At 57.4% G+C, this 15206-nt stretch carries 11 protein-coding genes; 6 read left to right on the top strand and 5 right to left on the bottom strand.

The features are described 5' to 3' along the window. The first annotated feature begins 6 nt into the window (after window positions 1-6). The 4 genes from FHS89_RS06815 to FHS89_RS06800 are packed head-to-tail and all read left to right on the top strand — an operon-like array spanning window position 7 to window position 5231. On the top strand, window positions 7-1011 hold the full coding sequence (locus FHS89_RS06815; protein ID WP_184009909.1) for a LacI family DNA-binding transcriptional regulator: 1005 nt from the start codon (window positions 7-9) through the stop codon (window positions 1009-1011). Between the two features lie 15 nt (window positions 1012-1026). Further along, window positions 1027-2196: a Gfo/Idh/MocA family protein gene (locus FHS89_RS06810; protein WP_184009906.1), complete on the top strand. Its 1170-nt coding sequence runs from the start codon at window positions 1027-1029 to the stop codon at window positions 2194-2196. A 15-nt stretch (window positions 2197-2211) separates the two neighbouring features. Continuing rightward, window positions 2212-4278 carry an FAD-dependent oxidoreductase gene (locus FHS89_RS06805; protein ID WP_184009904.1) on the top strand — a complete coding sequence of 689 codons (2067 nt, stop codon included), beginning with the start codon at window positions 2212-2214 and terminating at the stop codon, window positions 4276-4278. Continuing rightward, a complete protein-coding gene (locus FHS89_RS06800) occupies window positions 4275-5231 on the top strand; it encodes a sugar kinase (protein WP_184009902.1) in 957 nt (318 codons plus the stop codon). Before FHS89_RS06805 ends, FHS89_RS06800 begins: the two co-directional genes overlap by 4 nt. Window positions 5232-5310: 79 nt before the next feature. Here FHS89_RS06800 and FHS89_RS06795 read toward each other — a convergent pair whose 3' ends face one another. The 4 genes from FHS89_RS06795 to FHS89_RS06780 form a co-directional block, all read right to left on the bottom strand. Then, window positions 5311-5946, bottom strand: a complete 636-nt coding sequence (locus tag FHS89_RS06795; RefSeq protein WP_184009900.1) for an HAD family hydrolase — start codon at window positions 5944-5946, stop codon at window positions 5311-5313. Window positions 5947-5949: 3 nt separating this feature from the next. Continuing rightward, a complete protein-coding gene (locus FHS89_RS06790) occupies window positions 5950-7011 on the bottom strand; it encodes an ABC transporter ATP-binding protein (RefSeq protein WP_184009898.1) in 1062 nt (353 codons plus the stop codon). Between the two features lie 24 nt (window positions 7012-7035). Then, complete coding sequence (locus FHS89_RS06785) at window positions 7036-9198, bottom strand: ABC transporter permease (protein ID WP_184009896.1); 2163 nt, start codon at window positions 9196-9198, stop codon at window positions 7036-7038. A 94-nt stretch (window positions 9199-9292) separates the two neighbouring features. Next, entirely contained in the window at window positions 9293-10255 is a 963-nt protein-coding gene (locus tag FHS89_RS06780; RefSeq protein WP_246413655.1) for an ABC transporter substrate-binding protein, read from the bottom strand. A 289-nt stretch (window positions 10256-10544) separates the two neighbouring features. Here FHS89_RS06780 and FHS89_RS06775 point away from each other — a divergent pair, with 289 nt between their 5' ends. Together FHS89_RS06775 and FHS89_RS16420 are read left to right on the top strand one after the other, a co-directional pair. Next, on the top strand, window positions 10545-11276 hold the full coding sequence (locus tag FHS89_RS06775) for a response regulator (RefSeq protein ID WP_184009892.1): 732 nt from the start codon (window positions 10545-10547) through the stop codon (window positions 11274-11276). A 149-nt stretch (window positions 11277-11425) separates the two neighbouring features. Next, window positions 11426-13774: an ATP-binding protein gene (locus FHS89_RS16420; RefSeq protein ID WP_221229311.1), complete on the top strand. Its 2349-nt coding sequence runs from the start codon at window positions 11426-11428 to the stop codon at window positions 13772-13774. 331 nt (window positions 13775-14105) lie between these two features. On the opposite strand, the gene FHS89_RS06765 is transcribed toward FHS89_RS16420, so the two are convergent. Next, window positions 14106-14621, bottom strand: coding sequence for a hypothetical protein (locus tag FHS89_RS06765; RefSeq protein ID WP_184009890.1), 516 nt, complete (start codon window positions 14619-14621; stop codon window positions 14106-14108). Window positions 14622-15206 lie beyond the last annotated feature (585 nt).

Genomic DNA, 15206 nt, shown 5'->3' with positions numbered 1-15206 from the left:
CTGACCATGAAAAGCCGCCCCACCATTCTGGACGTCGCCAAACAGGCCGGCGTATCGAAATCCACCGTTAGCCTTGTTTTGCAAGGTGCGACGACGGTCAAGGATGAGACACGCAAGTTGGTCCGTGAGGCCATGGCGGAGATCGGCTATGTCTATAACCGCTCGGCGGCGACATTGCGGTCATCGTCATCCGGTTTGATCGGGCTTGTGATCAATGACCTGCGCAACCCGTTCTTTACGGAATTCGCGGCCCTTTTTCAGATGGAGCTTGCGCAGGCCGGGTTTGCGACCGTGCTCGCCAACACGGATGAGGATCCCAAATTGCAGGGGCAGATGATCTCGTCGCTGGTGGAACACGGGGTTTCAGGCTTTATCATCTCACCGGCTTATGGCGACGAGGCCGCAACGCTCGCGGTTTTGGACGCGGCGAACACGCCGACATTGCAGGTCTTTCGGACGCTGGAACGGGAGGGGGGAACATTTCCGCTCCTCGCACCCGACTACCTGACGGGCGGTCGTCTCGCGGCGGAGCATCTGCTGGAACAGGGGTGCAGAAGGATTGCCTTTCTCGGTGGTCTGGACGGACGCCCTGTGACCCGGGAGCGTATGGCCGGGTATCTGTCGGTCTTGGAAGAACGCGGGCTGGCGCCGCTGATCCTGACCGGACAATCGACACGCGCCTTTGGCAAGACGATGGCCGCGCGATTGCAAGCGGAACATCCCGATGTCGACGGCGTGATCTGCTTTAACGATCTTGTGGCACTTGGCGTGCTTGCCGCCTGTCCTGACCTTGGGATCAAGGCAGGGCCGGACCTGCGTGTCGTGGGATTTGATGACATCGAAGATGGGCAGGACAGCTTTCCGCCATTGACCACCGTGAGCTGCAATATCCCCGATTTCGCCGCCTCAGCCGCACGGCAGATCGTCGCGTGGATCAATGATGGCGTGGCCCCACCACCCGAAGCCCGTAGCCCAGTGCGGTTGGTTATCCGCGCCTCCAGCAGGGATTGACGAAAGGATATCGAGATGACCGAAGAAGTCAGGGTCGCCGTGCTTGGCGCGTCAGGTTGGATGGGCAAGACCCATACGATGGCCTATCAAAGCTTTCCTCATTTCTTTGGGCCAGCGCATGGCACCGCCCGCGTGATCGCCCTCGTCGAAGCGAACCCTGCGGCGGCCAAGGATCTGGGGTTCCGCGCACCTGATGCAAAGATCCTCGCCAATTGGCAGGACGCCGTGAACGACCCGGATGTCGATCTGATCGACATCTGTTTGCCGGACAACATGCATTATGACGTCGCGAAAGCCGCGCTGCTGGCGGGCAAGCATGTCTATTGCGAAAAGCCATTGGCCGACACGGCGGTGCAGGCCCGTGAACTGGCCGATCTTGCCAAGGAAAAGGGCCTGATCACGCGCGTCGGCCATTCCTTTCCACGCAATCCGATCCATGATCGCGCCAAGGAGATCATCGACGCGGGCGAGATCGGAGAGATCAAGCTGTTCAAGGCCTGCCAGCACATCGACATCTATGGCGACCCGCTGGCCCCTTACATGTGGCGGGCGGATGGCGCGCTCGCACCAACGGGCATTATCGGGGACACGGGCAGCCATGTGTTCAGTTTTATGGAATTTCTGGTCGGTAAGGTGTCCTCGCTGATCGCGGACAGCTACATCACCGTGCCGAAACGCCCCAAGGTCGATGGGCTGGGCTATGGCGACGCCCCACCCCCCGTGACCGACGAAACCGAATGGGGTGACGTGACAAATCCCGACGGCACCAACATCCTGTGCACGTTTGAAAATGGGGCAAAGGGGCTGATTGATTTCAGCCGCGTCGCCACGGGCCGCAAATTCATGCAGACCTATGAGATTTACGGCACCAAGGGCAGCCTTGCCTATACTTTTGACGAGGTGAACCGCCTGCGGTTCTACTCCAACGACGATGCCGCCGGGCGGCGGGGGTTCCGCGAGATTGACGTCGGGCCAGAGCATCCGACCTATGCCGCGTTTCTGCCCCTGCCGAATTTCGCGCTTGGCTATAACGAAAGCAAGATCATCGAGATTGCCGAGGTGATCAAATCAATCACCACCCAAACACCGATGTGGCCAACTTTTGAGAACGGTCACCACATTTGTCAGATCGTGGATGCCTGCATGGCCTCATCTGACAAACGTGCTTGGGTCGATATCGCCTAAATCTGAGGAACGACCATGTCCCTATCCGTCCCGCAAGAGATTCTGGATGCCCTGACCGATGTGGTCATGCCGCGCCTGAAACCTGAACCCGAAACCGCCGAGACGCTCCAGATCGGCGATCTTGTTCTGCCGGTCTATCGGTGCGGTGCCTTGGTGATCGGGAGCGGGGCGGCGGGCCTGCGCGCGGCGGTGGAGATGAAGCGGCGCGGCGTTGATGTCACGATCCTCAGCCAAAGTGCGTGGGGCGGGACGTCTGCTTGTTCCGGTTCGGACAAGCAGACGCTGCACACGGCCAACACCAAGGATCAGGGCGACAATTTTCAGGCCATGGCCGAGGCGATCCGCGCGGGGGGCGCCATGGATGAGGACACGGCCTATATCGAGGCCGTGGGCTCTGTGCGCGCGATGGCGTCGCTGCAATATCTGGGCCTGCCATTGCCGCAAGATCACCTTGGCGGCACGCTGCGCTATCAGACCGACCATGACGAAGTTGGACGCGCGACCTCCTGCGGGCCGCGCACGTCCCGCCTGATGGTCAAAGTCCTCGCCCAAGAGGCAATCCGCCTTGATATCCCGTTCTTCAACCAGACCACGGCGATCAGGGTGCTCAAGGATGGGCGCGGCGCGGCAGGGCTCCTCGCGATCCGTCCCAAGGACGGGGCGGAGGGAAATCCCCACGGCCTCGCCCTTTATGCGTGTTCCAAGCTGGTCTTTGCCGCAGGGGGGCCGGGTGAGATGTACCGCGACAGTGTGTTTCCGAACGGATGTTTCGGCACGCTTGGGCTGGCGCTCGAAGCCGGGTTGGAGCTGACGAATATCACCGAAAGCCAATTCGGCATCGGCACCCGGCGTGAGGGTTTTCCGTGGAACCTTTCTGGCACCTATGTGCAGGTGATCCCGCATATCTACTCCGTCGACGAGAACGGGACCGAGCATCATTTTCTGGCCGACTATTACCGCACCACTCAAGAAATGGCGTCGAATATCTTTCGCAAGGGCTATCAATGGCCGTTTCACGCCAGCCGGATGCTCGATTTCCAGTCGAGCCTCGTCGATCTGGCCATCTTCAGGGAAAGCCAGAAGGGCCGTCGGGTTTTCATGGATTTCAACCGCAACCCGCAAGCGATTGATGCGCCTTTCAGCCTTGACCGGCTGGACGATGATGTCAGGACGTATCTGCACAACGCGGGTGCAGATCACGCATTGCCCATTGATCGCCTGCGCCACATGAACCCGCTCGCGATCGAACTCTACAAACGCTACAAGGTTGATATCACTACAGGTCCTCTGGAATTTGCCGTCAACCATCAGCACATGAATGGCGGGATTGCCGTTGATATTTGGGGCCGGACGAATGTCACGGGCATCTACGCGGTGGGCGAAGCGTCGGGAACGCATGGTGTGACCCGCCCCGGAGGCTCTGCCCTGAATGCTGGGCAGGTTTTTGGAACACGCGTGGCAGAGCATATCGGCGCGTCGGGGGAGGCTGCCGCGCCGTCATCCGCCGATATTTCCGTTGCAGGAGGGGAGGCCGTTTCCGAGGTGATGCGCCTTGTCACCCGCGAAAATGGTCTGTCATGGAAGGCCATCCGCACGGAGGTGCAAGCCCGGATGAGCGAGCATGCAGGCATATTATGCACCGCCCATGATGTGACCATGGCCCGTGAGGAGGCGCGGACGCTGAACACCCAGATCCGTGCCCGTGGACTTCAGGTCTCGCGCGCGAGTGAGGTTGCCCGCGCGGTGCAATGGCAACAAATGGCGCTTGCGTCGGAGGCCGTGCTGACCGCACTCGACCACTATATCGCTCAGGGCGGTGGCAGTCGGGGGGCCCGCGCGATCTGCGATCCAACAGGCGAATCGCTGCCGCAATCGGTGCGTGGCCCGCTGCCGGACGTGCGCTTTCGCACGGAACGGGACACCGACAAACATAGCCAATTGCGGGTTCGGCTGGAGGGTGCCGACATGATCGTCTCCGACGTTCGAAATCGCGCCTATGCTGGCGACAAATCATTCTTTGAGCGTGACTGGCCCGCATGGCTCACGGGTGGGATTTATCACCAGGACACGGCACCACGATGATCCAATTTCAGTCAAACAAGACGGTTGCAATGGGCGAGGCCATGATCGAGATGGCCGAAACGGGCAGTGGCACCTACCGAAAGGGCTTTGCCGGCGATACCTTCAATACCGCGTGGCATATGGCGCAGATCCCCGGCCTGAACCTGCCCGTGCGCTTCGTCACGAAGGTCGGCACGGATAGCCTCTCCGCGGAGTTCATCGCGGGGTTGGGTGCTGATGGGCTTGATACGTCATATATCGGCCGTGTCGCGGATCGCGTGATGGGCCTCTATATGATTGAGCTCGACGGGGCGGAGCGCAGTTTCCACTATTGGCGGGAGGCTTCCGCCGCGCGGCTTTTGGCGGAAGATGAGGTGTGGCTCGGGCAGTCGGTACAGGGCGCGGGCTTGATCCACGTCTCCGGCATTACGCTGGCCATATTGCGCCCCGACGCGCGCGCGCGGCTTAGTTCCGTGCTGGCATGTGCGCGACGGCAGGGGGCAATCGTGTCGTTTGATCCCAATGTTCGCCCACGGCTCTGGTCGTCGTCTGTTGAGACACGGGACGCGATGCAGGCCATGCTGGCCGTGACCGACATTGCGCTGCCGAGTTATGACGACGAAGCGGCGCTCTGGGGCGATGGATCGCCCGGTGAGACCATCGAGCGGTATCGGGCGGCGGACGTTTCGGAAATCGTGGTCAAGAATGGCGCGGCGCCCGTGACCGTTTGGGATGGTGCGCAGATCACGGAAGTCCCTTGCGCGCCAGTCACGGGTATTCGCGACACATCTGGCGCAGGGGATGCTTTCAACGCGGGCTATCTCGCGGCGCGTCTCACGGGCCATAGGCCGGACCACGCGATTGTGTCCGGGCAGGTTTTGTCAGCGGCTGTTTTACACCATTTCGGAGCGCGCATCCCTTCGGGGCAGGTGCCGAGCCTCGACATCCCGCCGCCCCATGTGGACGAAAGATGAGCCAACCCGACACCGCAGCGCAATGCGGTGACGTCCCTTGTCATCAAGATCAACAAGGCGGGTGGGGCGCTTGGCCGGGTTACGGCTCTATGATGCGCATCACAGACATGCCCGCGGCCAAGGCGGCTTGGGTACCTTCGGCAGAATCTTCGATAACCAACGCGCGCGCGGCCTGAATGCCCAGCCTTTTGGCGGCCAAGAGAAACAGGTCAGGCGCTGGTTTCGGCGCGGTCCCATCCGAGATCGTCGCGATAGCGGAGATCAGTCCGGCGACGCCGGTTTTCGCCAGTGACAGGTTGACCACCTCCCGTTCCGCATTCGACGCGACCGCAATCGGCATCTCACCATGCAGATCGCGCAAAAGATCGACCGATGTCTTGATCGGCGTGACAAAGCTCACGCAGTCGGAATAGGCGGCGATGCTGTCCTGACAGGCCTTCGCGATGTCAAAGTGACCACCCTTGAACTCTGCAAACCTGACAAAGAGGCTTCGACGGTCAAGACCTGTGAGGGATTTGTACCACTCCTTTGTCATGACCTGCCCTTGAGCGATCGCTGCCGCCCGCATCGAGAGGAAATGCGCCTCAGTGCTGTCCACCAGCGTGCCGTCACAATCGAAAATGATCGCGTCGAAAGCCAGTGAACGAATGATGAGGGCCCAATTGGCGTCAGAGACTTCTGAAACCCGGCCCTCGTGATGAAAGGTGGCGCGCATCTGTTATTGCGAGACAAGTCTCGCCTGATCCTGATCTATTGCGACGGACACGGCATCACCTTGCGCGAAGGGTTGCCCGCTGACCGGCGAAATCACGAAAAGGCTGCCGATATTCGTCTCAACGGTATATTGCATTTCTTTGCCCAGATACGCGGCGTAGGTGACCTCACCCTGAACCCCTGCGGATTGAGGTGACATCAGTTTGAGCGCATGGGGACGCAGGACAATCCGCGCGGCACCGGACAGGGGTCGATGGCTCGGGACGCTGTATGTGTTGCCGTTCAGCACGACCTTTGCCATCCCATCTTCAACCTCCAGCACATCACAATCAGCAAGATTGGCATCTCCGATGAAATCGGCAATGAAAGAGGAGGATGGGGTTTCATAGAGCGCCGCAGGCGTGCCGATCTGCGCAATCTCTGCATTGTTCATGACGATGATATCGTCTGAGACAGCCATCGCTTCTTCCTGGTCATGGGTGACATAGACGGCCGTCAGGCCAAGCCGTTGCTGGATCTGGCGGATTTCCTCGCGGACATGACGGCGGAGTTTGGCGTCGAGGTTCGAAAGAGGCTCATCAAGAAGCAGAACCTCCGGCTCCAGCACGATTGCCCGTGCGACTGCAACCCGCTGCTGCTGCCCGCCCGACAACTCGCTTGGGAGCCGTTCGCCGTAACCAGCCAATCCCACAAGCTCCAGCCCGGCTTCGGCCCTTTGTGCGGCTTCGGCCTTTGGAACGGCCTTAACGGTCAGACCATAGGCGACGTTTTCGCGGACAGTCATATGCGGGAAAAGCGCGTAGGACTGAAACACCATCGAGACCTTTCGATAAGTGGCCGTCAGATGCGTCACGTCCTGCCCCCCGATGTGGATCGTGCCGTCCGTCGCCATCTCAAGACCCGCGATGAGACGCAATGTCGTGGTCTTGCCGCAGCCACTTGGCCCCAAGAGCGTGACCAACTTGCCCGGTTCAATCATCAGATCGAGTTTCTTAAGGGCCGTCACGTCACCGTATTTTTTGACAACGCCCGTGAACTGGACTGACCCTGGTTGTGTCTGTGTCATTGGTTTTCCTTGCTGAATTGCGGCTCAAACCGATTGTTGGACGCGGTCGGCCCGGCGCAGACGGCGGTTTCCGACCAGAAGTTGAAGAAGCAAAATGGCGGCAAGCATCGTGATGATGAGAACAGCCGAATAGGCGATTGCCAGCCCGAACTCGCCATTCTCGACACGCCCGACGATGAAGGATGTCGCCATGTTGTGTTTGGCGCTGACAAGAAAGATCACCGCACTGACCGACGTAATCGCCCGCACGAAACTATAGGTCAGCGCCGCGAGGATCGCTGGTCCCATGAGTGGTAGGATCACCTTCCGAACCGTCTGAAAGCTGTTGGCCCCCAATGTGATCGACGCCTCGTCGAGGCTTTTGTCAAGCTGGCTCATGGCCGCGATGCCCCCCCGCACGCCGACCGGCATGTTTCGGAACACAAAGACAATGATCAGGATGATCGAGGTTCCAGTGAGTTCAATCGGCGGAAAGTTGAACGCCATGATGTAGCTCACTCCGATGACCGTGCCTGGGATGGCAAAGCTGAGCATGGTCGAAAACTCGAACGCATCCTTGCCAAAGAATTTCTGCCGGACCAGCAGATAAGCCGTGGACAACCCAACGAGTGCGGTCAGCGGCGCGGCAATCGAGGAAATGGTGAGCGTGGTAAAATAGCTGTCCCATGCAACGCCGGTCAGACGCCCGCTTGATAAGTCGATCCCGAAGGCGCGGATATAATGGGTGAAGGTAAAGCTGTGATCATAGCCCCACAGCTTCACGAAACTGCCAAAGATGATCATCGAATACACAATCAATGTCAGTGCAGCCCAAGGCAGGGCAATTGCGTAGCACAGTGTTTTGAGCGCCGGATTCAGGCTGGCATTCTGACCGCTATCGGCCTTGCCAGTGATTGTCGCATATGACTTTTTGCCCAACCACATGCGTTGCAGCAGGAAAGCGGACAGTGTCAGCGTCAGCAGGGCAATGGCGAGAATCGCAGCCTTTGCCGGATCAGCCACAGCACCGACAATCGCAAAGAAAATCTCCGTCGAGAGAACCGAATACCCGCTTCCCAACACCAAAGGATTGCCGAAATCCGCAAGGCTTTCGATGAAGCCGAGCAGGAACGCATTTGCAAGACCGGGCCGCATCAGGGGCAAGGATACATAACGGAATGTCTGCCAACGGTCTGCGTCAAGCGTTTGCGAGGCTTCCTCCATCGAGGGGCTGACCCCTTGGACGACGCCGATCAGCACCAGAAAGGCGATCGGTGTGAAGGACAAAAGCTGCGCAAAATAGACACCCCAGAAGCCATAGACCCAGCGGGTTTGCTCCAAACCGAAAAGGTCTGCCACAAACTCGGTCACAGTGCCGGCACGCCCGAACAACAGGATCAGCGCGAGACCAATGACAAAGGGTGGCGTGATGATCGGCAGGACAGTGAGAACGCGCAACAGCCGCTTGGCGCGGAAATTGGTGCGGGTGAATATGAGGGCGAATGCCAGACCGAGGATTGTCGTCCCGGCACCTGTCATCACCGCCAGAAACAAGGAGTTGATCGCCACACCACAGGAGCGGTCCCCAAAAAGGCAGGCCAGCCCCCAGATGTCACTGCTGAAAAACCGCGGAAAGAATTCGGTGAGGGAATAACCGCCGTCCACCTGAAACGCCCGCACCAGAATATGCATCACGGGAAAGAAAACGAATATCCCCACCAGCGCGACAATCAGGCCGATGGTGCTGACCACAAAGGCATCACCCTGGCCTTTACCGGATTGCGAAAGCGAGACAGTCGCCACGAACAGCAGGGCCAATGCACAAAGCCCGGCACCCGCGCCCATGCCAGCCTGTCCTGCCGAAATGACTTCGCCGGTCAGGACGGTTTCAAAAAGACGCGGTCCCGCGCGGACGATGATCAGGCCCTGAAGAGCCATCCAAAAGAGACCCGCAAGAGCGGTGGCCAAAGTGAGCTTGGCGCGCCGGACCGGTGCCTTGACGGCGAATTGCAACACAAAGGCCAGCACCAGCGCGAGCCCGGTCGGCGCCAGCCACCATTGACCCGCGACAGTGGCGAACAGGCCCGTGGAGGCAATGTCATCGGTGGCCCAAGCCAGATCGGTGATCCCGCGATCAGTCATATGCCAAGGCAGAACGCAAAAGCTCACAAGGCCAAGGGCCAGCCAGAGGAGGACGGTGTTTCTCATATCAAATTCCGCGCAGGTTTGGTGATGCCCCGCTTTCGCGGGGCATTCCGGTCGGTTCGACTACCAAAGGGCAGCCAAACGACAGGGAGGATGACTATTGCGGGTTCGGGTCACCGACCTCGGCATCCCAACGGGCAAGCAACCGTTCACGGGTTTCGCTCGAACCGTAGGTGGCAAAGTCGTAGTCGATCAGTTTGATCGACGCGAGGTCAGGCGATTCTGGTGCGACCTGTGCGTTGGCGTTCGATGGCACCTGGAATGCTCCCACCTCTGGTGCGCGAGACTGAACGTCGGCCCGCAGGGCGAATTCGACCCAAGCCTGTGCGGCGTCAAAATTGCGCGCGCCTTCGATGATCGAGACTGCACCGACCTCGTAACCGGTGCCTTCACACGGGGCGACGATGGCCAGCGGGAACCCCTGCGCGGCCAGTGTCACCATGTCGTGCATGAAGCCGATTGAAACGCCGGTCTCGCCCCGCGCGGCAGCCTTTGAGGGTGCCGAACCGGATTTGGTGTAGGAGTTGACGTTCTGACCGATGGCCGCAAGTTTGACCATCGCTTCATCTTCGCCAAAGAGCTGCACAAAGGTGGCAAGTTCTGTGTAGGCCGTGCCGGAGCTGTTGGGGTTGGCAACCTGGATCTCACCGACAAAACGGGGGTCTTCCAGATCGGCCCAGCACTGAGGCGGCGCGATGTTGCGGTCGGCCAGAATTTCCGTGTTGTAGGCAATCCCGAGTGCGCCTGCATAGATGCCGATAGCGCGGCCATCGGAAATGTCGGCCATGTTGCGGGCCCAGCCCAGAAGTTCGCTCGTATCAGCGCCGGATGGCTGCGTCAGGCCCTCTTCGGCGGCAATCAGATGCGGGTCACCTGTTCCGCCCCACCAGACGTCGATTTTCGGGTTGCCTGCCTCTGCGCGGATCTGGGCGAGTGTTTCCCCCGTCGATTTACGGACCATCAGGACATCAATATCGGGCTGTTCAGCCTCGAAGGCCGCAACCATCATGTCGCACCAATCCTGTTCGGCGCTGCACACAAGGCTCAGCTCATCCGCCATTGCGCCAGTCGTGGCGGCTGTGAGTGCCGCAACCGAGATCAATCCAATTTTATTCATTTGTTCCTCCCAATTCGGATCATGCGACGGATATTTCCACTTCCGGCGCTGTCTCAGGCTAGGCGGAGCAAGGGGCGCGGGACACACGGAGTGAATGAACAAAACTGCAACTGCTAACCTGAGCCGTTAACAGTGTTTCTGGCAACTCCGCTATTTGTAATTTTCGTAACAAATAAGATTGCCACGGTGGCGCCCTCCCCGTGTTAATCATTTGACAAAGGGGAGGAAGACAATGACGCGACCGAAGATCGCAGTTGTCGATGACGAAGCGGGGATCAGGGACTCTCTGGTGGCTTTGCTGTCGCGAAACCAGTTTGAGGGCATTCCTGCCGCGAGTATCGCTGAGTTTCGCGATATTCAGAAAAGTGTCGACCTGGACCTCGTTCTGATTGACCTTCAATTGCAGGATGAAAGCGGGCTTGAGCTGGCGATGACCATCCGTCAGACGCAGAACACACCGATTGTCATGCTCACAGGGCGGGGTGATGAGACCGACAAGATTGTCGGCCTTGAACTGGGTGCGGATGATTACCTTCTCAAGCCCTTCAACCCCCGCGAATTGCTTGCACGGATCCGCGCTGTCCTAAGACGCTATGGCGCGGCTTCGTCCCTGCCCGAGCAGGCGCAACAGGTGAAGGGCAGCCAGAAATTCGGTCGCTTTACGGTCAACCACAAGGAACGGGTGCTCTACGATCAGTCCGGTGAGGAACTGGCCTTGACGAATGCCGAATACCGATTGTTGGAATATTTCCTCAGCAGACCAAACGAGGTGATCCCCCGCGTTGATCTGTTGACCGAACTTGGCAGTGATCTAACGCGCTATGTCGATCGCACAGTCGATGTCTTGATCCTGCGGCTGCGCCGCAAGATAGAGGAAAATCCGTCGAAACCGGTGCATCTCCAGACACGGCGCGGGCAAGGATACATCTTTGTCACGGAAACTGGCGGTGGGGGGCCTCAGTGAGAGTGCTGCCACGCTCGGTTCGTGGTCGGCTCTGGACCGCGCTTTCTATCCTGTCTCTGGCGATCGTCGGGATCAGCGGCCTGATGTGGTTTTCATTGCAGAGGGTCGAGGCAAGTCTGGAGGACCTGCACCGGCAAACACTGTCACAGGTGGCCGAAGCGATTGATCTTTCCCAACGTGCGTCGGACCTTGCGACGTCGGCCCCGTTTCTTCTGAGCCAGCGATCAAATTTTCTGATCGAGCAGGAGGGAAACAAGCTGATTTCCATTCTGCGCACGGTCAGGGAGGAATGGCCCGACAAAAGCGTTTCGGACCCCAAAAAGGACGTCCTGTTCCCGATTACCTTTGAGATGGAGCGCGGCATCCACGATCTGGTGTCCGCGTCCCAGGCTCTGGACGTGATCCAATCAGACATCCGTGCCCGGGTCGCCGCGCTCAGCCTGATGCGCGGGGAAGCCGCAGATTACATTGCCGATCCAGCCGTAAGCGATGCGGAACGGCTGGATTGGTGGACACTCCAGAGCATGAACGCTGATGCTTTGAATGCCGCCTATGCCGGCAATCTGATCGGTGTCGGTGAAGAGCAGCGGCAGTTTCAGGTTCAGGGGGCACTCGCGGCGGCGTCCGACCTGACCGAACCGCAGGCGGACTATCTGGGTCGCTTGCAGGCACAGGTTTCCGGTTCCGCAGGTATATTCGAGCTGCGCCGTCAGGAATTGGCAACTGTGCTTGCTGCGCAGAACGCGCTCTTCCGCATCCGTAGGGATGCAAATCAGGTCAACGCGCTGGCGACAGAGTTCGCAAGAGATGCTGAAGACTTTCTCACTGCCGAACGGGATGCCTCGACACGCACCCTTCAATTCACGCGGATTTCGGTAACGGCCATCGGTCTGCTTGGGCTGATCAGCGCGCTGTCTGCAGCAATCTTTGTATCGCGCTATGTCGCCTTCAATATCGGCGCGGTATCGCGGGCAATGGTGCGGCTGGCAAATGGTGATCGGACCACCGAACTGCCGCGCAAGCTTGGCGGTGATGATGAGATCGGCGACTTGTTCCGATCATTCAGAAGTTTCCGGGCCAATGCGCTGCGGCTGGACCGATCCAACAGACAACTGGATCAGAGGAACGCGCTGTTTGAGAAGGTCTTTGCCAATATTCTGGTTGGCATTGCGATCACCGATCCATCTGGCCGCCTGACAGCATCGAACCCGGGCTTGCGTCATATTCTGGGGCGCACGGAGGATGGCCGTCTACAGGGCGGTTTTCTGACGATCCTGCAAGAGCGCGGCTTTGGTCCCGCTTGCGGCGATGTCGGTCTGTCACCGTCCTTTCGCGGTCATATCGAATTGGTTTCTGATGCGGGTCAAATCCTTGAAATCCGCGCAAGCAGGCTGCCTGATGAAGGGCGTGTGTGGCTTGTCTCTGACGTGACCGAAAACCGAAAAATCTCGGGCAGGTTGGAACAGATTGATCGGATTGAAACGCTCGGCAAATTGGCCGGCAACACCGCGCATGATTTCGGAAACATTCTTACGACTATCCGAACACATGCCCATCTTTTGCGGACGGCTGACGTCGATGCTGCCACCCAGCACCTCAATGCGATCGAGAACGCGGTGGATTTCGGCGCCTCATTGACGGACCGGCTTCTTGCCTTTGCACGAAAGCAGCGGCTGAAACCCGAGGCTGTCGATCTCAATGGCCTTGTGGAGGGGGTCATTGATCTAATCGAAATCGGCCTTAATCCGGGTGTGCGGATTATCGCGCGCTATGCGCCGGCACCGCTGACTGTCGAAGTCGATCCGGGGCAATTGGAATCCGCACTGCTCAACCTTGTCCTGAATGCAAACAATGCCATCGAGGGGGCGGGCGAAATTCGGATCACGCTTGGCAAAGATGGGGACAGCACCGCGATTGTTCGTGTCGCGGATACCGGCATCGGCATGACCAAAGAGGAACAGCGGCGGGCGATCGAACCTTTCTTCACCACCCGAGCCGCACAGGGCGGGACCGGGTTGGGCCTGTCGATCGTCTACGGCTTCATCAACCAGACAGGCGGCAAACTCGACATTGATAGTCAGAAAGGATCGGGCACGACGGTGTCGATTGCGTTGCCCTTGGCGAAAGATACCAAGCCGAACGCGCGCTTTGACGGCCGAACGGTGCTGCTGATCGACGATGACTCGGCTGATCGAAGGGCAACGCATGACCTGTTGCAAGACCTCGGGTTCTCCGTCACCACCCAAAGCTCAGCGAATGGCATTCCTGAGATACTTGAGGGCCAAACGTTCGATATTGTGATGAGCGACTTTGACCTTGGGGCAGGATCAAGCGGTATGGAATTGCTCACGAAGCACGCAGAACAGCATCCGGGGCTGAAGGTCCTGATCAGTGGAAAACCCCTTTCAGACAGCGCCTTGCCGCCGGGCATTCTGTTTCTGGAGAAACCCGTGCGGCGGGATTTGTTGGTCAAAATGGTCGAGCCCGCCGCGTATTAGTCGGCCACGTCGTGACGCGGCACTTGGGGTCGCCGTTTGTCCCGTTAGGGCGATAAACAGAGCCTGATCTTATCCAAAACAACAGGTCGGGGACGCGGACAGGGTTGAACATAATCAAAGTTATCAGTGATCAATATTCCCAGTCCTAGAGAGCGCCGAGCCGTCCACATGCCATCGCATCGCACGGCGGCCTCTCGGGGAGTTTTGGCCGCCGGACACCACTTCATCGCTTTGATCTGGCTCTTGACGGTCGCCGTTCCCGGCATTGCCCTATGGAGGGGCGTTCTCCTTTTGCACGATGTTTTGAAGAAGCCCAATAGGTCAATATCAATCAATATCCATTTTCTCTGGCATTTATCATACTTCTCTCCAATGGGGGTATATCCGTTGTTTCGTAATCGACACCAATTGATAGATAGTTATAATATCTATATATCGGCATTTTCCCCTCGAAATTGTATTGGTATGAAAGGAGCCTCTCACTCAACCCAACTGGATCACGGTAAACAGTAACGATATAATACATTATCTCATAAAAATCATTGTATTGGATCAGACCCCCAACAACATACTCCATCCCTTCGACAACACGTCGATCTAATTCAAACCATTCCGTGGGCGATTTACGATAATATTGATTAAATATTTCCCAATTTACGAGTTCAATCTCTGACGGGTTTTTCTTTGAGACACATTCGTTAGGTCTACATCCAGGGAAATCAAACCGCCAATGCTGCGCCGAACTTGTTCGGCCATATATAACTACGGGAGATACACCATCTTCTTCAAACAGGCTTAAAAATTCTGCCAAGTGCTCCGCAGGGGGATCTTGGTTCCAGCTATACAAAGACGACTCGATTGCATATTGTGACGATATTACCAAAGGACGGCCTGGCAAATTTGAAAAAATTTCAATACCCTTATCGATACCATCAATAAAATAATTATCTATATTTGCAATATTGTGCTGATTTTTACATATATTTACAAATAAATTTATGATTACGATTGCAAAACATATAGATATTATTTTAGAAAAATTTATTATCTATAAATCACAAGGGTTTTAAATATAAATATCATAATCATCGCTATTTAGATAAAACTATCGATCTCGAGAAATTCACATATTTTTTGAATTGATTACCGTAATATCTAGACAGAGTCGAATATCATTTTCAATCCTCAATCCGTGGCCGTCCATTGATGCCGCTTTGACGCTATACCGATACGGTCGATAACGCTGCGTGGATCGCTCACTATGAATGAGCATCCTTTATCTGTTTAAGTTGTTTTAGGAAGGCACACGGAATTTTACTTGTTCGTGACAGTTTTGACATTGGGTTGTTTGCGTCCACAGTGCTTCCACACTCGGAAGGGCAACGCAAGCATTCTCGCGTTAGGCGAGGCTTAGGGCATTGTATTGCATGGG

This window comes from Rubricella aquisinus (assembly GCF_014199445.1).
Taxonomy (GTDB): Bacteria; Pseudomonadota; Alphaproteobacteria; order Rhodobacterales; family Rhodobacteraceae; genus Rubricella; species Rubricella aquisinus.
Note: the sequence above shows the minus strand (reverse complement) of the source record. Positions and strands in the feature narration are given on the sequence as shown.

Coding starts and splice junctions, on each gene's coding strand:
- FHS89_RS06795 (WP_184009900.1), bottom strand. CDS start 5,946: ATGCGCGCCACCTTTCATCACGAGGGCCGGGTTTCAGAAGTCTCTGAC.
- FHS89_RS06775 (WP_184009892.1), top strand. CDS start 10,545: ATGACGCGACCGAAGATCGCAGTTGTCGATGACGAAGCGGGGATCAGG.
- FHS89_RS06790 (WP_184009898.1), bottom strand. CDS start 7,011: ATGACACAGACACAACCAGGGTCAGTCCAGTTCACGGGCGTTGTCAAA.
- FHS89_RS06800 (WP_184009902.1), top strand. CDS start 4,275: ATGATCCAATTTCAGTCAAACAAGACGGTTGCAATGGGCGAGGCCATG.
- FHS89_RS06810 (WP_184009906.1), top strand. CDS start 1,027: ATGACCGAAGAAGTCAGGGTCGCCGTGCTTGGCGCGTCAGGTTGGATG.
- FHS89_RS06805 (WP_184009904.1), top strand. CDS start 2,212: ATGTCCCTATCCGTCCCGCAAGAGATTCTGGATGCCCTGACCGATGTG.
- FHS89_RS06780 (WP_246413655.1), bottom strand. CDS start 10,255: ATGGCGGATGAGCTGAGCCTTGTGTGCAGCGCCGAACAGGATTGGTGC.
- FHS89_RS06785 (WP_184009896.1), bottom strand. CDS start 9,198: ATGAGAAACACCGTCCTCCTCTGGCTGGCCCTTGGCCTTGTGAGCTTT.
- FHS89_RS06815 (WP_184009909.1), top strand. CDS start 7: ATGAAAAGCCGCCCCACCATTCTGGACGTCGCCAAACAGGCCGGCGTA.